The sequence below is a fragment of the Planobispora longispora genome, from assembly GCF_016863135.1.
In the GTDB taxonomy this organism is placed as follows: domain Bacteria; phylum Actinomycetota; class Actinomycetes; order Streptosporangiales; family Streptosporangiaceae; genus Planobispora; species Planobispora longispora.
On sequence record NZ_BOOH01000056.1, the window covers coordinates 124,846 to 148,757 of the forward strand.

At 75.4% G+C, this 23,912-nt stretch carries 12 protein-coding genes; 7 read left to right on the forward strand and 5 right to left on the reverse strand.

What is annotated here, in order from left to right; translation table 11 throughout:
* Positions 1–139: 139 nt before the first annotated feature.
* Genes Plo01_RS32835 through Plo01_RS32845 form a run of 3 tightly spaced genes read right to left on the reverse strand, consistent with a single transcriptional unit; the run spans position 140 to position 2,992 of the window.
* Complete coding sequence (locus Plo01_RS32835; RefSeq protein WP_203894630.1) at positions 140–841, reverse strand: rhomboid family intramembrane serine protease; 702 nt, start codon at positions 839–841, stop codon at positions 140–142.
* Positions 842–882: 41 nt separating this feature from the next.
* Complete coding sequence (locus Plo01_RS32840; protein ID WP_239317520.1) at positions 883–1,926, reverse strand: ornithine cyclodeaminase; 1,044 nt, start codon at positions 1,924–1,926, stop codon at positions 883–885.
* Between the two features lie 37 nt (positions 1,927–1,963).
* A complete protein-coding gene (locus Plo01_RS32845; RefSeq protein WP_203894631.1) occupies positions 1,964–2,992 on the reverse strand; it encodes a pyridoxal-phosphate dependent enzyme in 1,029 nt (342 codons plus the stop codon).
* A gap of 253 nt (positions 2,993–3,245) precedes the next feature.
* On the opposite strand from Plo01_RS32845, the gene Plo01_RS32850 reads away from it, so the two are divergent.
* Together Plo01_RS32850 and Plo01_RS32855 are read left to right on the forward strand one after the other, a co-directional pair.
* A complete protein-coding gene (locus Plo01_RS32850; RefSeq protein ID WP_203894632.1) occupies positions 3,246–6,173 on the forward strand; it encodes an AfsR/SARP family transcriptional regulator in 2,928 nt (975 codons plus the stop codon).
* Between the two features lie 180 nt (positions 6,174–6,353).
* Positions 6,354–6,578, forward strand: coding sequence for a helix-turn-helix domain-containing protein (locus tag Plo01_RS32855; RefSeq protein ID WP_203894633.1), 225 nt, complete (start codon positions 6,354–6,356; stop codon positions 6,576–6,578).
* 19 nt (positions 6,579–6,597) lie between these two features.
* On the opposite strand, the gene Plo01_RS32860 is transcribed toward Plo01_RS32855, so the two are convergent.
* Both Plo01_RS32860 and Plo01_RS32865 read right to left on the reverse strand, forming a co-directional pair.
* Positions 6,598–7,407 (reverse strand): alpha/beta fold hydrolase, encoded by an 810-nt coding sequence (locus Plo01_RS32860; RefSeq protein ID WP_203894634.1) that lies wholly within the window; start codon positions 7,405–7,407, stop codon positions 6,598–6,600.
* Positions 7,388–8,674 carry an MFS transporter gene (locus Plo01_RS32865; RefSeq protein ID WP_203894635.1) on the reverse strand — a complete coding sequence of 429 codons (1,287 nt, stop codon included), beginning with the start codon at positions 8,672–8,674 and terminating at the stop codon, positions 7,388–7,390. Before Plo01_RS32865 ends, Plo01_RS32860 begins: the two co-directional genes overlap by 20 nt.
* Positions 8,675–8,883: 209 nt before the next feature.
* Between Plo01_RS32865 and Plo01_RS32870 the strand changes: the two genes are divergently transcribed.
* From Plo01_RS32870 to Plo01_RS32890, 5 genes are read left to right on the forward strand one after another with little or no spacing between them, the layout of a single operon-like run.
* Positions 8,884–14,319 carry a type I polyketide synthase gene (locus tag Plo01_RS32870; protein ID WP_203894636.1) on the forward strand — a complete coding sequence of 1,812 codons (5,436 nt, stop codon included), beginning with the start codon at positions 8,884–8,886 and terminating at the stop codon, positions 14,317–14,319.
* Between the two features lie 43 nt (positions 14,320–14,362).
* Positions 14,363–14,566, forward strand: coding sequence for an MbtH family protein (locus Plo01_RS32875; RefSeq protein WP_203894637.1), 204 nt, complete (start codon positions 14,363–14,365; stop codon positions 14,564–14,566).
* Between the two features lie 2 nt (positions 14,567–14,568).
* On the forward strand, positions 14,569–15,531 hold the full coding sequence (locus Plo01_RS32880) for an LLM class flavin-dependent oxidoreductase (RefSeq protein WP_203894638.1): 963 nt from the start codon (positions 14,569–14,571) through the stop codon (positions 15,529–15,531).
* On the forward strand, positions 15,528–20,633 hold the full coding sequence (locus tag Plo01_RS32885) for a non-ribosomal peptide synthetase (RefSeq protein WP_203894639.1): 5,106 nt from the start codon (positions 15,528–15,530) through the stop codon (positions 20,631–20,633). Before Plo01_RS32880 ends, Plo01_RS32885 begins: the two co-directional genes overlap by 4 nt.
* Entirely contained in the window at positions 20,630–23,899 is a 3,270-nt protein-coding gene (locus tag Plo01_RS32890; protein WP_203894640.1) for a non-ribosomal peptide synthetase, read from the forward strand. Before Plo01_RS32885 ends, Plo01_RS32890 begins: the two co-directional genes overlap by 4 nt.
* The last annotated feature ends 13 nt before the right edge of the window (positions 23,900–23,912 follow it).

Sequence of the window (23,912 nt, forward strand, 5' to 3'; positions counted from 1 at the left end):
GACGTCGTCCCGGCCGTCGGACCGGAGGCGGCGTTCCCCACCCGCTTCCTCCGGCGGCGGCCGGCGCGCTGGGCCGGGCGCTGCTGGCCGTGGCCGGCTACCTGTCGCACGTCGAATGTCCTGGCGGTTCGATCGGGCGTCAGAGGAAACGGGCGGCGATGGTGAGGGCCGCCAGGATGACCGCCGTCGCGGTGAGGATCGCGGTGCGCAGGCTCGTCGCGTAGGTGTAGGCGAGAGCCGCCACGGCGCCGACCAGGAGGCCGCCGGCGTGGGCCGCCACGGACATGCCGGGGAGGACGAAGGTGGTGACGACGCCGAAGGCCAGAAGGATCGCGGGCAGCCACAGGTTGAGGCGCTGCTTGAGGCCGGTCAGCAGGAGGGCCGAGAAGAGACCGAAGATCGCGCCGGAGGCGCCGGCGGTCAGGGAGTCGTGGGCGGTGTAGTACACGGCCAGGCTCGCGCCGAAACCGGACAGCACGTACGTGACCAGGAGCGGGACCGAGCCGAGCGCCGGTTCGAGGCGGCGGGCGGCGAGCCAGAGCAGCACCATGTTGGCGAGCAGGTGCAGGAGGCCGTAGTGCAGGAACAGGGTGGTGAACAGGCGCCAGTACTCACCGCCGTCGACGGCCTTGCCGCTCATCTCGCCCCACTCGTGCAGCGGGCTGACGCCGTCCAGCAGGATCAGGCCGGGGTCGAAGCCGTCGGCGATGGTGATCATGACGCTGGCCGCGATCGCGACCAGCACGTTGACGGCGATCAGCGCCGTCATCACGGGACGCCGGGCGCCGGGCGGCGCCGTCTGCGGGGCGGTCGTCCCCGGGGTCAGCTGGTCGTTGCTCATGTGGGCCTCCTGTCGGGGTGGGGGGTGCGGGGTCCGGCCGGTCACATGGGGAGGCGGATTCCGGCGCCGCGTCGGGCGGCCACGGCTTCCACGGCCTGACCCAGGGCGATGTCGAGGATGGACATGCCGAACGGGTTGCTGAGGATCACGTCGCCGGGGTCCGCCCGGCCGGGGTGGGCGCCGGTGAGGACGCCGGCCAGGGTCGTGTCGACCGGCCGGGCCCGCGGGTCCGGGGGGACGCCGGGGCACGCGCCGCCGTCGGGCCCGAGCAGCTCTCCGGCCCGGTAGAGGCGGCCGAGCAGCCGCCGGCGGTCCTGGCGGACCAGGTCCCAGTCGTCGACGACGACCAGGGCCGCCTCACGCACGACGTCGGGCAGGACGTCGTCGAGTGACACGTGCGCGACGAGCGCCCCGGGGCTCAGCCACTCGTAGGGCAGGTAGCCCTCGGTGACCGTCGTCACGGTGATCACAAGGTCCCGGTCGCGCACGCACGACTCCGCGTCGTCGGCCACGGTCACCTCCAGCTCGTCCCGTACGGCCTCCGCCAGCGCCTCCGCCCGCGCCCGGTCCAGGTCGTAGAGGCAGACCTGGGAGACCGGGAGCAGCGCCAGGTGGGCCTTGGCGAGGGTGCCGCAGCCGAGGACGGCCGCGCGGCCCATCCCGGGACGGCCGAGCAGCCGCGCGGTCACGGCGGTGACGGCGGCCGTGCGCATGGCGCTCAGGTAGGCCGACTCCATGACCGTGCGGGGCCAGGCGACGTCGGGGTCGAACATCATCAGCAGGCCCTGCGACCTGGCCAGCCCGAGCGCGGGGTTGCCCAGGCTGCCGTTGATCGTCTTCAGCCCGAGGACGAGCCGGTCGCCGTCCCTCAGCCCGCCCGGCATCGCGAGCGCGCGCGCCGCCGCCCCGGAGGCGGTCCGCCAGCCCAGGTACGCCTCCTCGGGCAGGATCGTCTGGCCGGTCCCGTGCCGCATGAGCGCGTCCTCGACGACCTTCAGCAGATCGACCTCGGCACAGCACTCGATCACCGACGCCCGCGGCAGGTACCGCAGTTCGGTCTCGGGGTATTCGGTGAACAGATTCACGGCCGGGCCACCTCCGGGCGGTCGCGATGTGAAGCGGTCATGGGTAGGCGCATTTCAGGCGGAAGCGGATGCCGTCGGCCCGGAGGCGGGACTCGGCCTCGGCGACGGGGGCGCTCAGGGCGTGGGAGGCGATCCAGCGGTGGTCGTACAGGGTGTCGGCGTAGGCGAGGCCGGAGTCGGCGCACAGGCACAGCGGGCGGCGCGGCGGACGCGGGGAGGCCAGGTCGCGCAGGCAGGCGGCGACGACGCTGCCGCTGGAGCCGCCGAGCGCCACGCCGGTGTCGGCGCGGAACAGCCGGCAGGCGGCCACGGCCTCGGCGTCGGGGACGCGGTGGGCGCGGTCGTAGCTGCCGGAGGTGAGGAAGGCCGAGGGACGGCTGGCGCCGATGCCGCTGATCAGCCGGGGGCCGGTGGAGTCGCCGGTGGCGAGGGAGCCGACGGCGTCGACGGCGACGACGGCGATGCCCCGGTCGAGGGCGTGCAGGTGCCCGGCGACCCCGGCCAGGGTGCCGCCGGTGGAGACGGCGATGTAGACGGCGTCGAGATCGCGGCCGCCGTGCGCGGCTATCTCCGGGCCGGTCGTGTCACGGTGGATCCGCGGGTTGGCGGGGTTGTGGTACTGGTCGGTCCACCGGTAGCCGGGGTTGCGGCCGAGGATCCGGCGGACCTCGCGCAGGCGGGTGAGCAGGTAGCCGCCGCGGCCGTCGGGCTCGGTGACCTCGTGCAGTTCGCCCCCCGCGGCCACCAGCGTCTGCCGGGTGGCGCGCGGCGTGTTGGGGTCGATGACGGCGACGAACCGGCAGTCGAGGTGGTGGAGGAGCCGGGCCAGGCCGAGGCCGAGGTTGCCGGAGGTGGACTCGACCACGACCGTGCCGGGCCGCAGCGGCCGTTCCGCGTCGAGCGCCATCAGCAGGCCGGCGGCCGTACGGTCCTTGATGGAGCCCGTCGGGTTGCCGCTCTCGAGCTTCAGCAGCACCTCGTGCGTACGCCCGCGGACGGAGATCTCCGCGGCGACGACGGGGGTGCCGGGGATCGCCGAGCGGAGCACCTCCTGCGCGGTCGTCATGCGCGACACCTCACCCCTGCTCCTGCAGCCGGGTCGGGGTGTCGTCGCGCCCCTTTCGTCCCGGGCCCACCTGCAGGATCGGGGCGGGAAAGGAGATCGGGAAGAGCGTTGGCGAGTTGTCGCCAGCAGCCGGGGCGGGCTGGTGGCTTGGCGATTAATGCCGGGTGACCCTCGGTGGGCATGTCCACTCTGGGTCTTCCCAGCGTGTCACGTTTCGTGAGTAATTGATCACGTGAGTCCCATAGCGTTTGGTGTGCTCGGCCCTCTGGAGATCATCGTCGAGGGGCGGGCCCGGTCCCCAGGGGGAAGCACCCAGCGTGCGCTTGTGGCGATCCTGCTGCTCAACACCGGCCGCGTGGTCCCCGTGCGGGAGCTCATCGGCGCGTTGTGGGAGGACCCGCCGGAAACGGCGCTCGGACAGGTCCAGACCCGCGTCTGGCGGTTGCGCACCCTGCTGAACGGAGGAGAGGCGCAGGGGGGCGAGAACCGGCCGGTGCTGGTCACCAGGCCGGGCGGCTACCTGTTGCAGGTCGAACGGGACGCGCTCGACTTCGCCAGGTTCGAGGACGGCGTCGGCCGCGCGCGGGCGCTGATCGCCGAGGCCGGCACCGAGGCGGCGCGGGCGGCCGCCGCCGACCTCCTGGAGGAATCGCTCGCGCTCTGGCGCGGCCCGGCGTTCAGCGACGTCGATGTGGCCGCCGTGCGGTCGGCCGCCGCCGCGCTGGAGGAACTGCGGCTGCTCGCCGTCGAGGAGCGGATGGAGGCGGCGCTCGCCCTGGGCCGCCACCGCGACGTCGTGCCCGAGCTGCAGGACTGGGTCGCCAGGCACCCCTTCAACGAACGGCTGCGCGGCCAGCTCATGCTCGCCCTCTACCGGTCGGAACGGCAGGCGGAGGCGCTGGAGACGTATCGGGACGGGCACCGGCTGATCGTCGCCGAGCTGGGCGTGGAACCCCAGCGCCCGCTGCAGGACCTGCACCGCGACATGCTGCTGTCGGCGTCCCGGCTGGACCGGCCGGAGGCCGGGCTCGCGCCGCCGCCACCCGGGGCGGCCCGTCCGCGGCGGCCCAGGGAACTGCCCCCCGACATCGCCGGGTTCACCGGCCGGGCCGCGGTCGTCGAGCAGATGGCCGGCCTGCTGTCGGCGCCGGGCGCGGTGCCGGCGGTGGCCGTGGTGTCGGGCCGGGCCGGCACCGGGAAGACGGCGGTGGCCGTGCATGTCGCGCACCGGATCCAGGAGCGCTTCCCGGACGGCCAGTTCTTCGTCGACCTGCGCGGCCTGGACAGGAGTCCCGTGGACGCGTCGGTCGTCCTGGCCCGGCTGCTGCACCGGCTGGGGGTGGAGGACGGCGGCGACACCGCCGACCTCTCCGAGCGCAGCGCCCTCTACCGCGCGCACATGGCCGACCGCCGGGTCCTGCTCGTGCTGGACAACGCCGGGAGCGAGGCGCAGATCCGGCCGCTGCTGCCGGGCGGGCACGGCTGCGCGGTGATCGTGACCGGCCGCCGCAGGTTCGGCGGGCTGGAGAACGCCCACTCTTTCGACCTGGACGTGCTGACCGAGGACGAGGCCGTCGAGCTGCTCGTCCGGACCGTCGGACCGGACCGGGCCGGGCCGAGGTCGGCCGCCCGCAGGATCGTGCAGCTCTGCGGGCGGCTGCCGCTCGCGATCAGGGTGGCGGGGGCGAGGCTGCGCGGTCGTCCCCACTGGCGGTTGTCGCGCCTGGTGGACCTGCTGGCCGACGAGCGCCACCGGCTGGACACCCTGCACGCGGGCGACATGGGGGTGCGGGCCAGCGTCGCGCTCAGCTACGAGGGCATCGACGAGCGCGCGGCGCGGCTGTTCCGGCTGCTCGGCGTGCTGGAGGCGCCCACGTTCGCCGGCTGGGTGGCCGGGCCGCTGCTCGGCGTGCCCGACGAGCGCGCCGAGGAGCTGATGGAGACCCTGGTGGAGGCCCGCCTGATCGACGTCGCCCATGTCGACGGCGATTCCGGCGCCGTCCGCTACCGCATCCACGACCTGCTCCGGCTGTACGCGCGGGACCGGGCCGCCGCCGAGGAGTCGGCCGGGTCGCTGGACGCGGCGCTGCGCAGGGCGTTCGGCCGGTTCCTGTTCATGGCCGAGCAGGCGCAGGCCCGGCTGCCCGGAGGGACGGCCCCCGAGTGGGGGGCGACGCCGCGGGTGCCGCTCCCCGAGGAGGAGCTGCGGCATCTGATGGCCGATCCGATGGCCTGGTTCGAGTCGGAACGGCAGACGCTGGTGGCGGTCTGCGACCAGCTGTGCGCCCGCGGCCTGGACGAGCTGGCGTGGGAGCTGTGCTGCTGCGCCGGCCGGTTCCTGGGGGGCCGCTGGCACGCCGACGTGTGGCTGGGCGTCAACCGCAAGGCGCTGGAGGTCGTGCGCCGGGCCGGGAACCGGCTGGGGGAGGCGCACCTGCTGCGCTCGCTCGGCGAGCACCACCTGGATCTCGACCGCTACCCGGAGGCCACGCAGTGCGCCGAGGGCGCCGCCGAGATCTTCACCGAGCTCGGCTCCCCGGGCTGCGCCGCGCACGCCCGTGCCACGGCGGCCCTCGCCCATGCCAGGACCGGCCGGCTCGGCACCGCCCTGCGCACGCTGCGCCGTACGCTGGCGGTCTTCACCGAGCTGGGCGACCGGGGCGGCGCCGCCCGCGCCCTGCGCACGCTGGGCCTGGTCCACGGCGATCTGGGCCGCTACGACGCCGCGCTGGACTGCTACCGGCAGAGCCTGGACCTGTTCACCGAGCTCGGCGACCGGATGGGCGAGGCGCTGGTCGTGCGGCACCTCGGCGCACTGTACCTGACCGTCGGGAACCTGGACGCCGCCGGACCGCTGCTCGCCCGGAGCCTGGACGCCTTCCGCGAGTGCGGCGACGACGTCGGGGAAGGTTTCACGCTCGTGCACCTCGGCGCGCTGTACGGCGCGCGCGGCGACAAGGACGCCGCGCACCGCGCGCTGGCCAGGGCGCTGGAGATCTTCGTGGCCGTCGGCGACCGGTACGGCCGCGCGCTCACCCTGCACCACCTCGGCACCCGCTACGCCGAGGAGGGCAAGACGGTGTGCGCCGGGGACTGCCTGGACCAGGCGGCCCGGATCTGGTCCGACATCGGGGTCTCCCTCTGGGAGGCCAGAACCAGGCAGGCCCGCGACGAGCTGTGATCGATGACCGCGATTCGTGCAGGTCAAAATATGTGAGAGCGAGGCGAGAGCGGACGTAGAGGACAATTACCGCCACCGTGCATACCGTGACATAACGTCCGATTCGGACTGGTCATCCAGTCCGGCAGGCGGAGGAGACCCCTCGTCGGCCCTGACGGACAGGCGGAGAGGAATGCGGTCATGGACGACAGCTCCCGGTGCGACGCGGCTCGACGAGTCCTCCCCGACCACCTGCAGGCAGTGCTGCTCCAGCTCCTGACGGGCGCCACCGACCAGGCGGCCAGCAACCGGCTGGGCATCTCGCCGCGGACCTACAGCCGCCGCGTCTCGGAGCTGCTCGCCTGCCTGGGCGTGGAGAGCCGCTTCCAGGCGGGCGCGGAGGCGACGCGGCGCAGCTGGGTCTGAGGCGTTCCCGCGCGCCCGCTCAGAGCCGCCCGAGGAAGTCCACCAGGACGCGGTTCACGACCGACGGCCGCTCCAGGAAGCCGTAGTGGCCGCAGGCCGGTATCTCCACATAGGTGGCGCCGGGGATGACCCCGGCGGTCTCCCTCCCCATGAAGGGCGGCATCAGCAGGTCGTCGCTGAAGGCCACCACCAGGGCGGGCCGCCGCACCCCGGCGAGCGCGTCCCGGCGGTCGCCGGCCAGCGTCGCCTCGTACTGCAGGGCGGCCCCCTCGCCCCGGATGGGGAAGGCGGTCAGCACGTCGAGCCAGTCGGCGGCCACCTGGTCGTCGGCGAGCGTGCGCGGTGAGAAGAGCTGGCACATCAGGGAGACGGCGGCGTGCTCGGGGTCGAGCGCGTCGCCCACCCGCACCCGATGCACGCTGGCGGCCGTCATCTTCACGCGGAAGAAGTCGGCGCGCGCCCGGGTGCCGAGCAGCGCGACACCGGTGACCAGCCCGGGATGGGCGAGCGCCAGCTCCTGGGCGACCATGGCGCCGAGTGAGGCTCCCGCGACCGCGACCGGACCGCATCCCAGCCCGCGGATCAGCCCGGCCGTGTCCTCGACCAGGTCCGCCAGCCGGTACGGCCCCGGCGGGCACGACGACGGCGCGGTGCCCCGGTTGTCGAATGTGATCACCCGGTACCCGGCCCCGACCAGCGCGGGGACCTGGTGCAGGGTCCACAGGCCCGACGCGGACGCGGCCGGCGACACCAGCAGGACGGGCGGCCCGCCGGGGTCCCCGTGCTCCTGGTAGGCCAGCTCGATCCCGTTACTCGTCGTCGTCGGCATCGTCCACGCTCCCAGTCCTGCTCCACAGCCCCGTGTCCAGACGGGTGAAGGCGATCACGAAGAGTGCCGTGATGGCGACGGCGGCGAGCAGGATGGGGGTGCGCAGCCCGAACTCGCGCCCGCCGGCGGCCTCGCCCGCCGTCACCAGCAGCCCGCCCGCCGCCGAGCCGAGCGGCAGCGGCCCCCACGAGATGAGCCGGTAGATGCTGTTGACGCGGCCGAGCAGCCGCTCGGGCACGATCCGCTGCCGGTAGCTGATCGTGATGATGTTCCACGCCAGCCCGAGCCCGGCGCTGACGGCCAGGGCGAGCGCGACCACGATGCCGCTGGAGGCCAGTCCGACGACCGCCAGCGCGAGCGCGCTGCCGAGCAGCGACAGCAGCAGCACCCGGCGCGGCCCCAGCCGGGCCTCCAGCCACGGCGTCCCCTGCGCGCCGATCACGCCGCCGACCGCCCCGACCATGAACAGCAGCCCGTACTGCACGGCGGACAGCCCGAGCACCTCCTGCGCGAACAGCACCTGGGTGGCGATGGCGACGGCGCCGGCCAGGTTCAGCGCGGACAGCAGCAGCCCGAGGGCGCGCAACGGCCGGTGGTTCCAGAAGAACCGCAGCCCCTCGGCCAGCTCGCGGCGCATCGACCGGGGGCCCTCCGGGCGCTCCGGCCGCTTGGCGGGCAGCGCCAGCACGAGCAGCCCGGAGATCATGAACAGTGCGGCGTCCACCGTGAACGGCACCGCCAGCGCCACCCCCACGAGCAGGCCGCCGACCCACGGGCCGACGAACACGCCCGCGGTGGTGTCGGCGATGGTCAGCCGGGCGTTGGCGCGCTGCAGCAGGTTCCGCCCGACCAGCCGGGGGAGGATCGTCTGCGCGGCGTTCTCGTTGGCGACGGTCAGGGTGCCGAGCACGAACGCGACGACGTACAGGACGGCCAGCGACATGCGGCCGGTGTAGAGGGCGGCGGCGACGGCGCCGACCAGGACGGCGCGGCCCCAGTGCGTCACGGTGAGCACGCGGCGGTGATCGGCCCGGTCGACGATCGCGCCGACCGGCAGGCTGAGCAGCAGCCACGGCAGGTCGGCCGCCACCCCGATCAGCGCGATCAGCAGCGGCTCCCTGGTCAGCGAGGTCGCCAGCCAGGGGAAGGCGACCGAACCGATCCCGGTGCCCAGGTTGGCCACCAGGAACGCGGCCCACAACATCCAGAATCCGGTGCCCAGGCGGCGACCCTCGGCGACGGGCGGGGGCGGGGGCGGGGTCACCACGTGGCGGCGCTCCTTCCGGCGAGGACACTGCGGGGACGCCTGGCGGAGCCCCTGCGACGGCACCGCCGACCAGCGCACCAAGCGCGACGCCGGACCGTCAACGCCGCTGGCGACTTGTCGCCAACCGGCTCCCGCGACCTTGCCGGGGTCGGCGCTCTCTCTCAGCCTTGAGTCTGCCGGTGCCCGGATGATCGACATCAGGAGCGCACGTGGAGAGCACGACCAGACATCATGTGGCGATCGTCGGCATGGCGGGGAGGTTCCCCGGCGCGCACGACATCGAGGAGTTCTGGCAGAACCTGGTGGCCGGGGTCGAGTCGATCACCTTCTTCACCGACGACGAACTGCGCGCGGCGGGCACGCCCGACGAGCTCCTGGCGTTCCCCACCTACGTCAGGGCGGCCCCCATCGCCCCCGGGACCGAGGACTTCGAGCCCGCGTACTTCGGCATGTCGACCCGCGAGGCCGAGATCCTCGATCCGCAGCACCGGGCGTTCCTGGAGGCGTCCGACAGCGCGCTGCAGCACGCCGGCTACGACCCCGCCCGCTACGACGCCCGGATCGGCGTCTTCGGCGGCGTCGGCATCAACCGCTACCGGGAACTGAACGTGATCCGCAACGCGGACGCGATCCGGCTGATGGGGCACTTCGCCATCGACCTGTCCAACACCAGCGACTACGTGGCCACCCAGACCGCCTACCGGCTGGGGCTCCGCGGGCCCGCGCTGACGACGCTGACGGCGTGCTCCACGTCGCTGGTCGCGGTGCACACGGCCTGCCGGGCGCTGCAGGCGGGCGAGTGCGAGATCGCGCTGGCGGGCGGCGTGGACGAACCGCTGCCGCGCATCTCGGGGTACTTCTACGAGGAGGGCGGGATCTTCTCGCCCGACGGGCACGCCCGCGTGTTCGACGCCAGGGCCAAGGGGACGATCTTCGGCAGCGGCGTCGGCATCGTCGTGCTCAAACGCCTGGACGACGCGCTCGCCGACCGGGACACGATCCACGCGGTCATCCGCGGCTCCGCCATCAACAACGACGGCTCCGCCAAGGGCGCGTTCGCCGCGCCGAGCGTGCAGGGCCAGGTCCGGGTGATCACTGACGCGCTCGCGCGGGCCGGGGTGAGCGCGGCCGACATCGGGTACGTCGAGGCGCACGGGACGGGGACCCTCGTCGGCGACCCGATCGAGGTCAACGCGCTCACCGAGGCGTTCAGGAAGCACACCCGCCGGGTCGGCGAGGTGCCGATCGCGTCGGTCAAGTCGAACGTCGGCCACCTCGGCGCCGCCGCCGGCGTCACCGGGCTGATCAAGACGGTGCTGTGCCTGTCACGACGCGCGCTGCCGGCGAGCCTCAACTTCGAGGAGCCGAACCCGGCGATCGACTTCGACTCCTCGCCGTTCTACGTCAACACCGGGCTGGCGTCGTGGAAGCCGAACGGGCACCCGCTGCTCGCCGGGGTCAGCTCGTTCGGCGTCGGCGGGACGAACGCGCACATGATCGTCGAGGAGGCTCCGGCCCGGCCCACGGCCTCGGCGGCGGGGCCGTACCGGCTGATCCCGCTGTCGGCGCGGACGCCGACGGCGCTGACGGCGCTGGGCGCGCTCGTCGGCCGGCACCTGGAGGAGCGGCCCGGCGACCTCGCCGACGCCGCTCACACGCTCAGCGTCGGCCGCACCGCGCGGGCCGCGCGCGGCTTCGTCGTCGCCGACGACCCGGCCGCCGCCGCCGAGCGGCTCGCCGCCGGCCCGCCCGCCGGGCACCCGGCGCTGACGCCGCCGCGCGGGGGCGAGCGCGAGGTCGTGTTCATGTTCCCCGGTCAGGGCGCCCAGTACGCGGGGATGGGCAGGGACCTCTACGACGCCGAGCCGGTGTTCCGCGCCGAGATCGACGCCTGCGCGGCCCTCGTCCGCGACTGGGACCTGCGCGAGAAGCTGTTCGGCGGAGAGGGCCTGAACGAGACGGCCGTCACCCAGCCCGCGGTGTTCGCCGTCGAGTACGCGCTGGCCTGCCTGCTGCGGTCGTGGGGCGTCGAGCCCGCGGCCATGGCGGGGCACAGCATCGGCGAATACGTCGCCGCGTGCCTGGCCGGGGTGTTCACCCGCGAGGAGGCGATGGCCCTGGTGGTCGCGCGCGGCGCGCTCATGCAGGGGCTGCCGCGCGGCGACATGCTGGCGGTGCCGCTCGCCGAGGACCTGCTCGCGCCGATGCTGGCGCCCGGCGTGGACCTCGCGGCCGTCAACGCGCCCGACCTGTGCGTGGTGTCCGGGCCCGCCGGGGCCGTGGCCGAGCTGCGCGAGGTGCTGTCGCTGCAGGGCGTCGAGGGCCGCCCGCTGCACACCTCGCACGCCTTCCACTCGGCGATGATGGACCCGATCCTGGAAGAGTTCGCGGCCCGGGTCGCCGGGTTCGCGCCGCGGGCCCCCGAGCTGCCGTACGTGTCGAACGTCACCGGGACGTGGGTCACCGCCGAGCAGGCGACCGACCCGCGCTACTGGAGCGAGCACCTGCGCCGCTGCGTACGGTTCGGCGACGCGGTCGGGCTGCTCACCGAGGGCCGCCGCCGCGTGCTGGTCGAGGTCGGCCCCGGGACGACGCTGACGACGCTGGCCAGGCGCCGCCTGGACGCCGAGCTGTCCGGACTGGCGGTGCCCGCCATGCGGCACCCCCAGCAGCGCCAGTCGGACGTGGCGGCCCTGCTGACCGCCGTCGGCCAGGTGTGGCAGGCGTCCGGCACGATCGACTGGGACAGGTTCTGGTCGGGCGAGCCGCGCTCGCGGATCCCGCTGCCCACCTACCCGTACGAGCGGCAGCGCTGCTGGGCCGAGCCCGACCCCGGCTCGGAGCTCCAGCCCGCCGGGCCGGAGGACACCGGGCCCTACTACGTGCCGGTGTGGCGGGAGACCGCCCTCCCCGCCGCCGCGCCGGCCGACGAGCGCCTCTGGATCGTGTTCTCACCGGGCAGCGGCGTCGCCGAGGAACTGGTCGGGCGGCGCCGTGCCGCCGGGCTCCCGGTGATCTCGGCGGTGCCGCCCGGCGTCGACGGCGACGTCACCGTCGACCCCAGGGAACTGGCCGACCACTCGGCCCTCCTGGAGGCCGTCACCGGCTCCGACCGGCTGACGATCGTGCACGGCTGGTCGGCCGCGGACTCCGCCGACGGCCCTCAGGGCTGGCTCGACCTGGGCTTCTACAGCGTGCTCAACGTGCTGCAGGCACTCACCCGCAGACGCGGCGGCCCGCCCGAGGCCGATCTCGTCCTGGTCTCCACCGACATGAACGACGTGTCCGGCCAGGACGCCGTCGAGCCCGCCAAGGCCGCCCTGCTCGGCCTGATCAAACTCGTCCCCAAGGAACTGACCGGCGTCACCTGCCGCGGCGTCGACTTCTCCGGGACGGGTGACGCGGCGGCCGACGCGCTCCGGCTGACCGCCGAGATCGCCGGCGGCCAGGAGGACCAGGTCGCCTACCGCGGCCGCAAGCGCTGGATCTGGGGCTACGACAGGATCGACCTCGACGGGCCCCCGTCCTCGGCGGGGCTGCGCGACGGCGGCGTCTACGTGATCACCGGCGGGCTCGGCGGACTCGGCCTCGTGCTCGCCCGCGACCTCGTCGAACGCGTCCGGGCCAAGGTCGTCCTCGTCGGCCGCACCGGGCTGCCCGAGCGCGCGGACTGGGACGCCTACCTGGCCGCGCACGGCGACGACGACGCGGTCGCCCGCCGCATCCGCAAGGTGCGCGACCTCGGTGACGACGTGCTGACCGTCGCCGCCGACGTCGCCGACGTCGCCGCGATGCGCGAGGTCAGGCGGCGCGCGGAGGAGGCGTTCGGCCCGGTCGACGGCGTCTTCCACGCCGCCGGCGTGTCCGGCGGCGGCATGCTGGAGACCCGCTCGCCGCACGACGCCGCCCAGGTCTTCGCCCCCAAGGTCGGCGGCCTGTACGCGATCGAGGAGGTCTTCGGCGACTCCCTCGACCTGCTCGTGCTCTACTCGTCGATCGCGGTCCTCTCCGGCGACTTCGGCCTGGGCGACTACTGCGCCGCCAACGCCGTCATGGACGCCTACGCCCAGGCCAAGGCCGCGAGCCGCACCCGGGTGCTGTCGATCAACTGGCCGATCTGGTTCAACATCGGCATGGCCCACGACACGTACGCGCCCGCCGTGCTCACCGACTTCGAGCGCGGCGACCGGTACGAGCCCGTGGACCACCCGCTGCTCGACAGCCGCCTGCACCAGCTCTACTCCGATGAGATCGTGTTCGTGAAGCGGCTGTCGGAGGAGGACTGGGAGGTCGACGAGCACCGCCTCGAAGGGCTGCCCACCGTGCCCGGCACCGGCCTGGTGGAGATCATCAGGGCGGGTTTCGAGCTCGGCGCCGGGAGCCCCGACATGGAGATCCGCGACGTCGTGTTCATGCGCCCGCTGACCTTCGAGCACAGCCGCAACATCCGGGTCGTCTACCGGCCCGACGGCGAGGGCGGCTACCACGTGACGGTCGGCGACGCCGACGACGTCACGGCCGGTGACGCCGCCGGGGGAGCGCGGACCGAGTACACCAGGGCCAGGGTCAGGCGGGTGCCGCAGGAGCCGGGGCCCACCCACGACCTCGGGACCCTGCGCGCCCTGTGCGACGTCGAGGACACCCCCGGCTACGACCCGGTCATCGGCGGGCTCACCGTCGGAGCCCACTGGGACAACATCCGCGGCCGGTGGAAGGGCGAGGACGCCGAGCTGGTGCTCGTCGAGCAGCCCGCCGCCTTCCTGGCGGAGCTGCCCTCGTACGGGCTGCACCCGTCGATGCTGGACAGCGCCAACGCCCTCGGCCAGAGCATCGCGGCCGACGCGCGGTTCCTGCCGTTCGGCTACGACCGGATCGTCGTCCGGGGCCGCTTCCCCGAGCGGGTGTTCAGCCACATCAGGCACCGCGACGACACCACCGGCGACATGACCCGCAGCGACATCACGATCATGGACGCCGAAGGCCGGGAGCTGGTCGCGATCGAGGGTTTCACCCTCCTCGCCTACGACTCCGGCGGTCAGGCCGAGGCCACGGCGGCCCTCCCCGGGGCCGGGGCGGTCGTCGGGGAGGCCCCCTCGGCGGCGGCCGACCTGGAGCTGCGGCTGCTGCGCGAGGCCGACCTCGAGTTCGGCATCCAGCCGGAGGACGGCTCGGCCGCCCTCTGGCAGATCCTCGCCAGCGGCGTGCGCCCGCAGCTCATCATGTGCCCCGACGGGCTGGGCGAGCGGCTGCGCCGGGCCGCCGGGGTCACCCGGGAGGCGCTGCGCGAGCAGATCGCCCAGGCTCCGCAGCGGGCCGCCGCGGTCACCGCGCGCAACCTCGCCACGCCGTACGTGGAACCGGCGAGTGCGGCGCAGCGCGCCCTGTGCGGGTTCTGGCAGGACTCCCTCGGCGTCGACAAGGTCGGCGTGGACGACGACTTCTTCGATCTCGGCGGCAACTCGCTGATCGCCGTGCAGCTCGTCGCCCGGATCCGGGAGCACTTCAGGACCGAGCTGGCCGTCGCGGTCCTCTTCGAGTGCCGCACCGTGCGCAACCTCGCCGCCGACATCGAGGCCACGCTCGTCGAGCGGGTCGCCGGCATGACCGACGAGGAGGCCGCCGAACTCCTCGCGACGCTGGAGTGACCTCCCCCGCATCCCCTCAGGCACCTCAGACAAGGAGCAGCGCGTGTTCGAGGACGACGACGACCGCGAGTACACGGTCGTGATCAACCACGAGGAGCAGTACTCCATCTGGCCCGTCCAGCGGACCGTCCCCGACGGCTGGTCGGAGGTCGGCCGCACCGGCCCGAAAGCCGAGTGCCTGGCCTACATCGAAGAGGTCTGGACCGACATGCGGCCCAAGAGCCTGCGCGAGCGGATGGGCGGCTGAGCGTGCCCGTCCCGCCGGAGACCGGAGTGGTGATCCACGGGCAGGACCTGCCCGTGGCCGAGATGCTCGAGCGGGCCAGGCTCGCCGAGAAGCTCGGGGTCGACGCGGTGTGGCTGGTGCAGCTGCCGAGCCTGCGCGACAGCGCCGCCGTGCTGGCCGCGCTGGCCTGCGTCACCGAGCGTGTCACCCTCGGCGCCGGCGTGCTGCCGTTCTACACGCGCCCGCCGGTCACCATGGCGCAGACCGCACTGACGGTGGACGAGCTGTCCGGCGGCCGGTTCGCGCTCGGCGTCGGCAGCGGGCACCGCGTGACCGGCGAGTGGATGCTGGGCGTGCCGACGGGCCCGCCGGTCGGGTCGATGCGCGAGTACCTGTCGGTCGTCACCTCGCTCATCCGGGACGGCGAGGTGCACCAGACGGGTGACTGGTACCGCGCGCACGCCGTCTACGCGGCGCCGAGGCGGGCCGGGCTGCCGGTCCACCTCGGCGCGTTCGGCCCCCGGCTGGCCGAGCTGGCGGGGGAGGCCGCCGACGGGCTCATGCTGTGGATGTGCACGGCGGCCTACATCCGCGAGGTCGTCATGCCCGCCCTCGACCGCGGGCTGCGGCGGTCGGGGCGCTCACCCGACGGGTTCCCGGTCGTCGCCATGGTGCCCGGCGCCGTCAGCGAGGACCTGGCCGGCGACCGGGAGCTGCTCCGCCGCTACCTGGCCGCGTACGCGCGGGTGCCCACCTACCGGCGCATGTACGAGCTGAGCGGGTTCGGCGACGAGCTCACGCGCGGCGCCGTCAGCGACGGGATGCTCGACGAGATCGCCGTCCTCGGCGACGAGGCCGCCGTCCGGGCCATGGCGGACCGATATCGGCGGGCGGGCGCCACCCAGGTCGTCATCACCCCCATGGCGTCGGCGCACAACGACCGGGCGCTGTTCACGCGCACCGTCGAAGCCCTGGTGGGCCGATGACCGGCGCCCGGCCGCCGGCGGCCGCGCTGCACGCCCCGGTCCTGGCGGCGGCCCGGCGCCGGCCGGGCGCGACGGCGCTGCGCTGCGGCTCCGAGCAGCTCGCCTACGGCGAGCTGGACCGCCGCTCCGGACTGCTCGCGGGGGCGCTGCGCGCCGCGGGGACGGCTCCGGACGACATCGTGGCGGTCCGCGTGCCGCGCGGACCGGCGCTCGCGGTGGCGCTGCTCGGGGTGCTCCGGGCGGGCGGCGCGTTCCTGGCGATCCCCTCGGACCTGCCGGCCGGGCGGGTGCGGACGCTGGTCGCGGACGCCGGGGCCCGGGTGGCGGTCGCGCCCGCGGGGGCCCTCGCCGGATGCCGGGAGCTGACCGTCCTGGACCCGGCCGCCGCCGGGATCCCCGCCGACGTGCCCGTGGATCCGCTGGGAGCCGCCTACGTCGTCTACACCTCCGGCTCCACCGGGGAACCGAAGGGCGTCGTCGTCCCGCACGGGGCCGTCGCCGGGCACATCCGGGCGATGAACGCCGCGCTGGGGCTGCGGCGCCGGGACGTCGTCCTGCAGGTCTCCGGCGAGTCGGTGGACGTCTTCGTCGAGCAGCTCTTCTGCGGGCTGTCGGCGGGGGCGACCGTGCTCATGCGGGGCACCGGGCCGTGGGGTACGGCGGAGCTGCGTGAGGCGTTCGACGCCGGCGGGGTGACGGTCGCCGACCTGCCCGCGGCGCTGTTCGCCGAGCTCGCCGCCGGACCGCCGGTCGCGAGGGCGCCGCGGGTGCTGACCGTCGGCGGGGAACGGCTGCCGGCCGACGCCGCCCGGCGCTGGCTCGCCTCGGGCGGGACCGGCCTGGTCAACGCGTACGGGCCGACCGAGGCGGTGATCACCGCCAGCGCGCACCGGGTGGTCTCCGCGGGAACGGGGCCGGTGCCGATCGGACGGGCCGTCGGACGGCGGCGGCTCGCCGTGCTCGACGGGGAACTGCGGCCGGTGCGCGGGGCCGCGACCGGAGAGCTGTACATCGGCGGAGCGGCGCTGGCCCGGGGCTACCTGGGAAGGCCGGGGCCGACGGCGGAGCGTTTCGTGCCGGACCCCGCGGGACCGCCGGGATCCCGCAGGTACCGGACCGGCGATCTGGTCAGGCGCTCCGCGCACGGTCTGGAGTTCGTCGGCAGGGCGGACGACCAGGTCAAGGTCAGCGGATACCGGGTGGAACCCGGCGAGGTGGAGGCGGTGCTGGGCGGGCACCCCGCGGTGGCGCTGTGCTGCGTCACCCGCGAGGTCACCCACGACCTCACCCACGCCGCAACCCACGACATCGCCCGTGACGTAACCAGTGAGGTCACTCGCGACGTAGCCCGCGACGTCACCAGTGACGCCGCCGGTGACACGGCCGGCGACGGCGACGGTCACGGCGGCCGGCTGGCCGCGCACCTGGTGTTCGCCGGCCCCGCGGCCGCGCCCACGGCCGGCGAGCTGCGTGAATGGGCGGCCGAGCGGCTGCCCCCGTGGATGGTGCCCGCCGTGTGGCACGCTCACGACCGCCTGCCCGTCACGGCGGCCGGGAAGGTCGACAGGTCCGCGCTGCCGTACGCGCCGATGACGGCGCCGGACCCGCGCGCGGAGGAGATCCCGGCCACGGAGACCGAACGGCGGCTCGCCGGCATCTGGCGGCGCGTCCTCGGCGCCGGGCCGGTCGGCGTCCACGACGACTTCTTCCGCCTGGGCGGCACGTCCCTCGGCGCGATCCGCGTCATCGCCGCCGTCCGGGCGGAACTCGGCCACGAGCCCGCCCTGCGCGACTTCTACGCCGGCCCCACCGTCGCGGGCCTGGCGGCGCTGCTCGACGGCGGGCGGGCCGAGCGGCCCCCGCCGATCCCGGCCGTCGACGACGCGTGCGCGCCGCTGTCGCTGATGCAGGAGCAGATCTGGTTCCTGGAACAGCTCCAACCGGGGAACATCGCCTACAACGCGCCGACCACGTTCCGCCTCGACGGGCCGCTCGACCACGGGCGGCTGGAGGCCGCCGTCACGCGGCTGGTCGAGCGGCACGAGATCCTGCGCACGACGATCGAGACCTCCGCCGACGGGACGCCCGTGCAGCGGGTGCACCCGCCCTACGCCGTGCGCATCCCGGTCGTCGAGGCGGCCGAGGCCGAGGTGGACGCGCTCGTGCTGGCCGAGGCGCGCAGGCCGTTCGACGTGTCGGAGCTGCCGCTCGTGCGGTGGACGCTGCTGCGGATCGCCCCGGCCGCGCACGAACTCGTGCTCGTCGAGCACCACCTCGTCCACGACGGCTGGTCGTTCGCGCTGCTGACCGAGGACCTGGCGGCGCTCTACCGGGGTGCGGAACCCGATCCCGCCGCCCCCGTGCGCTACCGCGACTTCGCCAGATGGCAGCGGCGCGAGGCGCTGGAGGGGCAGCGGGCGTACTGGGCGGAGAGGCTGCGCGGGGCCGACGAGGGCGTCGACCTGCCGCAGGACCGGCCCCGCCCGCCCGCGCCCGCGTTCACCGGCGGCGTCCACCGGGTGGAACTGCCCGTCCGGCTGTGCGAACGGGCCCGCGAGGGGAGCAGGGCCGCCGGGGGCACGCTGTTCGGCACGCTGCTGGCCGCCTACGTCGCGCTGCTGCACCGGGTGGGCGGGCAGCGGGACCTGTGCGTCGGGTCGGCGTTCGCCAACCGGCGGGTGCCCGGCACCGAGTCGGTGGCCGGCATGTTCGTCAACCCCGTCACCCTCCGGTTCGACCTGTCCGGGACGGTGACGTTCCGGACGCTCCTCGCTCAGGCGGCGGCGGTCGTCCGGGACGCGCAGGACAACCAGGAACTGGCCTTCACCCGCGTCGTCGAGGCCCTGTCGCCGGTCCGCGTCCCGGGCCGGAACCCGCTGTTCGGCGCCATGTTCAACATGGACGACGCGCCGCTCGGCCCGATCGACTTCGGCGACGTCCGGGCGACCTACCTGGAACGGCACAACGGCACGGCCAAACTCGACCTGTCCGTTCTCGCCGTGCCGCGCGCCGAGCGGCAGATCGGGCTTCCCGAGCGCGACCGCGACCGCCGGATCACGATGATCTGGGAGTACCGCTCCGACCTCTTCGACGCCGCCACGATCACCCGGCTCGCCGCCCAGTACGAGGCCCTGCTGGCGGCCGCCCTCGACGCCCCCGACGCGCCGGTCGCCGGCCTCCCCCTCCCCGGAGGGGCGCCTCCCCCCGCGGAGGAGGCGCCCGGCGAGCCCGAGGACGTGGTGGTGCTCATCGAGCGGCGGGCCGCCGCGACGCCGGGGCGGGAGGCCGTCCGGGTCGTCGGCGGAGGCGGGCTCTCGTACGGCGAGCTGGACCGGCGGGCCACGGCGGTCGCCCGGCTGCTGCGGGAGCGCGGGCTGGGGCCGGAGGACGTCGTCGCGCTGTGCGCCGACCGCGACCTCGACATGCCCGTCCTCGTCCTCGGGGTGCTGAAGTCGGGCGCCGCCTACCTGCCGCTCGATCCCTCCTGGCCGGTCGGACGGCTGGCCGAGGTGATCCGGGAGTCCGGCGCGCGGGCCGTCCTGGCCGGCGACCGGCGGCGTCCCCGCGCGCAGGCGGCGGCCGGAGGGGTGCCCGTGATCGTTCCCGGCGACCGGGCGCCGTCCGGCGGCCCTCCGCCCCGCGCGGCCGTGCCGGGCAACGCGGCGTACCTGATCACGACGTCGGGATCGACGGGGAGACCCAAACGGGTGGTGATCACGCGGGCCGGGCTGGCCGCCGAGTACCGGGCCTGGGAGCTCGCCTACCGGCTGGAACCGGGCGGGCACGCGCAGGTCGCCTCGTTCGCGTTCGACGTGTGCACCGGGGAGATCGTCCGCGCCCTGGCCGGCGGCGGCACGCTCGTCGTCTGCCCCGCCGACGTCGTCCTCGACCCGGCCGCCCTGCACCGCGCCCTGCGCGACCACGACGTCCGGTACGCCGAACTGCTCCCGTCCGTCGCCCGGCTGCTCGTCGACCACTGCGCGGCCACCGGCGCCTCGTTGTCGTTCCTGCGGCTCATCGCGGTCGGCGGCGAGCCGTGGACCCCGGCCGAGCACGCCGCCCTGCGCCGCGTCGCCGGCCCGGACACCCGGGTGCTCAACGTCTACGGCGTCACCGAGGCCACCGTCGGCAGCACCCTGTGGGAGGGCGAGGCGGCCGCTTCGGCCTGGCTGCCGATCGGGGCCGGCCTGCCCGGCGTGACCGCCCGCGTGCTCGACGGCGCCCTGCGCCCGGCCCCGGTCGGCACGGCGGGTGAGATCCACCTGTCGGGCCCGACGATCGCCCGCGGCTACCACGGCCGCCCCGCGCGGACCGCGGAACGCTTCCGGCCCGACCCGTCGGGGGCGCCCGGCGGCCGCCTGTACGCCACCGGCGACCGCGGCCGGCTCCGCCCCGACGGCGCGATCGAGTTCCTCGGGCGCGACGACCGCCAGGTCAAGGTGCGCGGCTTCCGCGTGGAACCCGGCGAGGTCGAGGCGGTCCTGCGAGGCGGCCCCGGGGTGCGCGACGCGGTCGTGGTCACCGCCCGCGAGGACACCGGGCGGGTCGCCGGACTGGCGGCGTTCGTGCTGGCCAGGCCGGGCGATCAGGCCGACGCCGGAGCGCTCGCCGACTGGCTGCGGCAGCGGTTGCCCGGTCACCTGGTGCCGGGCTCGGTCACCGTGCTGCCCCGCTTCCCCCGGACGGCGACCGGGAAGATCGACCGTTCCGCCCTCGGGGCGCTCGCCGCGACCGCGCCCGCGCGGCGGCCCGGCCCCTTCACCGCGCCGCGCGACGACCTCGAACGCGCGATCGCGGCCGTCCTGGGCGACGTGCTCGGCGGCGTACGCGTCGGAGCGTTCGACGACTTCTTCGCGCTCGGCGGGCACAGCCTGCTCGCCGCCCGCGCCGCCGTCAGGCTGCGCGGCACGTTGAGCCGCGAGGTGTCCGTGCGGGACCTGCTCGCCGCGCCCAGCGTCGCCGCCCTGGCGCGGCGGCTGAACGGCGCCGCCGACGCGGGCGTCCGGCCGGCCGTCACCCGGGCCGACCGGCGCGCCTACCGGGTCGCGCCGGACGCCTTCGACCCCCCGGAGAACGCCGAGGCGGGGGAGGTGGCGGGATGACGTCCGTCGTGGCGGTCCCGGCGTCCTACGCCCAGGAACGCTTCTGGTTGTCGGAGCACCTCGCGGGCGGCGGAGCGGCCCTGCACAACATGCACCTGGCCGTGGAGCTGGCCGGCCGCCTGGACACGGCGGCCTTCGCGGCGGCCGTCCAGGGCGCGGTCGACCGCCACGAGGCCCTGCGGACGACGCTGCGCCCGATCGGCGGCCGGCCTCACCAGGTGATCGCCGAGACCCTCGCGGTGCCGACCCCGGTCGCCGATCCGGGCGGTGTCCCGGCGGACGCCCTCGTCGCCGCGCGCGCAGCCGCCCACGCGCGGACGCGGTTCGACCTCGCCGCCGGTCCGCTGATGCGCAGCGAGCTGCTGCGGCTCGGACCGGAGCGGCACGTGTGGCTGCTGACGGTGCACCACGCCGTGTGCGACGGCTGGTCGCTCGGGGTGCTGCTGGAGGAGATCGGGGCCGCCTACCGCGGGGAGCCGGTGGCCGAGCCCGCCCTGCAGTACGCGGACTACGCCGTCTGGCAGCGGGCGTTCGTCGAGGGCGGCGGGGCCGACGACGACCTCGGCCACTGGACGCGGGCGCTGGCGGGCGCGCCCGCGGTGCTCGACCTGCCCGCCGACAGGGCGCGGCCCGCCGTGAGCACCCGCCGGGGCGCGCTGCTGACGCCGGACCCGCTGCCCGCCGGGCTGGCCGGGCTCGCCGGCGCCCAGCGCGTCACCCCCTTCGCGGCCGCCCTCGCCGCCGCCGGGCTGCTCCTGCACCGGCTCACCGGGGCCGAGGACGTCGTCATCGGCACCACGCACGCCGGTCGCGACCGGCCCGAGACCGACCGGCTCGTCGGCTGCCTGGTCAACACGCTCCCCCTCCGGCTGCCGGTACGCCCCCTCGACGACTTCCGCACGTTGCTCGTCCGGGCCGGGGAGGCCGTCCTGGACGCGCAGGAGCACGCCGAGGCGCCGTTCGACCGGATCGTCCAGGCGGTCAACCCCGACCGCACCTCCGGGCACAATCCGATCTTCCAGGTCATGGTGGACGCCGAGCCGGGCGTGGCCGACCGGCTGCGGCTGCCCGGCGTCGAGGTCACACCGGTGCCGGCGCCCGAGCGCGGGATCTCGCTGTTCGACCTCAGCCTCACGATCGGCCCGGGCGGGGGACTCGTCTGCGAATACAGCACCGAGCTGTTCGACGAGGCGACCGTACGGTCCTACACCCGCTGCCTCGCGGCGCTGACCGAGGCCGCCGTGGCCGCGCCCGATCTCCCGCTGCGCGACCTGCCCGCCCTGCGCCCCGCCGAGCGCGAACGCGTCCTGGCGGGGGGAAGCGCCACCGCGGCCGGGCCGGACGGCTCGGTTCCCCCGTGGATCGAGGCCGGGCCGGGCGGCTCGGTCCCCGCGTGGATCGAGGCCGCCGCCCGGCGCCGCCCGGACGCCGCGGCCGTCGGAGACCTGACCTGGCGGGAGCTGATCGACCGGGCCGCGCGGCTGGGCGGAGCACTGGGCGGCCGGGGCGTCGGCCGCGGATCGATCGTGGCGCTGTTCGCGGACAGGTCACCGGAGGCGATCGCCGCGATCTGCGGAATCCACCGGGCGGGCGCCGCCTACCTGCCGCTCGACCCCGAGCTCCCCGACGCCCGCGTCACCGAGCTGCTGGCCCGTGCCCGCCCGGCGGCCGTCGTGACCACCCCCGCGCACGCGCCCCGCCTGCGCGCTCTCGGCGCCGACGCGACCGTCCTGCCCGGCGGGGTCCGCGCAGCGGCGGGGGCGGGGGACGGGCGCCGGGATCACGCCGTGCCGGTCGAGGCCGGGGACCTCGCGTACGTGATGTTCACCTCGGGCTCCACCGGACGGCCCAAGGCGGTCGGGGTGCCGCACGGCGGGCTCGCGGCGTACGTCACGGCGCATCAGGCCATGTACGCCCTGACGCCGGACGATCGGGTGCTGCAGTCCGGGTCGCTGAGTTTCGATCTCAGCGCCGAGGAGATCTTCCCGTGCCTGGCGGCGGGGGCGACGCTCGTGCCGCGCACCGAGGAGATGCTGGACGGGCCCGCCGCGTTCCTCGACGGCGCCGCCCGGCTCGGCGTGACGGTCGCCCACCTGCCGACCTCGCTGCTGAACCCGCTGGCGGGAGCCGTGACGGACGACGGGGCGCCCGTCCCGCCGTCGTTGCGGCTGGTCGTGGTCGGCGGCGAACCCGCCGATCCGGCCCGCCTCGCCGCCTGGCGCGCCGCCGCGCCCGGGGTACGGCTCGCGCACGTCTACGGCGTCACCGAGGCGAGCATGGTGTCGTCCGCGGCCTTCCTCGACACCGTTCCCGACCGGGCGCGGGTCACGATCGGACGGCCGATCGCCGGAACCGAGATCCACGTCCTGGACGACGGGTTCGAGCCGGTCCCCGACGGGGTCCCCGGCGAGATCTTCATCGGCGGGGCGGGACTCGCCCGCGGCTACCTGGCAGAACCGGGCCGTACGGCGGCGCGGTTCGTCCCCCACCCCTTCGCGGCGGGGCGGAGGCTCTACCGCACCGGCGACCTCGCCCGGCGGCTCCCCGGCGGCCGCCTGGAATACGTCGGACGCCTGGACCGCCAGCTCAGCCTGCGCGGCTTCCGCATCGACCCCGCGGAACCCGAAGCGGTCCTGCGCGCCCACCGCGCGGTCGCCGACGCGGCCGTGACCGTGCGGGACGGGCAACTCGTCGGCTACGTCGCCCTCCGGCCGGGGGCCGGGCGCGTGCCGGTGGAGGAACTGCGCGCGCACGCGGCCCGCGCGCTGCCGGGGCACCTCGTACCCGGGGCGATCGTCCGGCTGGCGGCGCTGCCCCGCACCGGCAGCGGGAAGATCGACGTGTCCGCGCTGCCCTCCCCCCGGGCGCGGACGTCGGCGGAGAGGTCCGCCGCCGTACCGGCCGGGTCCACGCAGGCCGCGGTCGCCGAGATCTGGTGCGAGGTGCTCGGCGTCGCCCGGGTCGCCCCCGACGACGACTTCTTCCAGCTCGGCGGGCACTCACTGCTCGCCGGGCAGGTCGCGGCCCGGCTCCGCCGCCGTTTCGGGGTGGGCGCCGCGATGCGCCTGGTCTTCCGGCATCCCCGCCTCGCCGACCTGGCCGCCGCCGTCGACCGGATGTCCGATCAGGCCCCCGCCGGGACGCTCCCGGCCGCCCCCGGCGGGCCCGTCTCGGCGGCGCGGGCCGGCAGGGCCCTGGGCGACGCGGTCGGGGACGGCGACGAGCTGGCCGAACTGCTGCGCGAACTGGGGGTGGGCCATGACTGAGACGGTCAGGGTC

What these genes read in the sequence shown, in the direction of transcription:
- Plo01_RS32885 (WP_203894639.1), top strand. Translation starts at nt 15,528, where the DNA reads ATGACCGGCGCCCGGCCGCCGGCGGCCGCGCTGCACGCCCCGGTCCTG.
- Plo01_RS32860 (WP_203894634.1), bottom strand. Translation starts at nt 7,407, where the DNA reads ATGCCGACGACGACGAGTAACGGGATCGAGCTGGCCTACCAGGAGCAC.
- Plo01_RS32890 (WP_203894640.1), top strand. Translation starts at nt 20,630, where the DNA reads ATGACGTCCGTCGTGGCGGTCCCGGCGTCCTACGCCCAGGAACGCTTC.
- Plo01_RS32835 (WP_203894630.1), bottom strand. Translation starts at nt 841, where the DNA reads ATGAGCAACGACCAGCTGACCCCGGGGACGACCGCCCCGCAGACGGCG.
- Plo01_RS32845 (WP_203894631.1), bottom strand. Translation starts at nt 2,992, where the DNA reads ATGACGACCGCGCAGGAGGTGCTCCGCTCGGCGATCCCCGGCACCCCC.
- Plo01_RS32855 (WP_203894633.1), top strand. Translation starts at nt 6,354, where the DNA reads ATGGACGACAGCTCCCGGTGCGACGCGGCTCGACGAGTCCTCCCCGAC.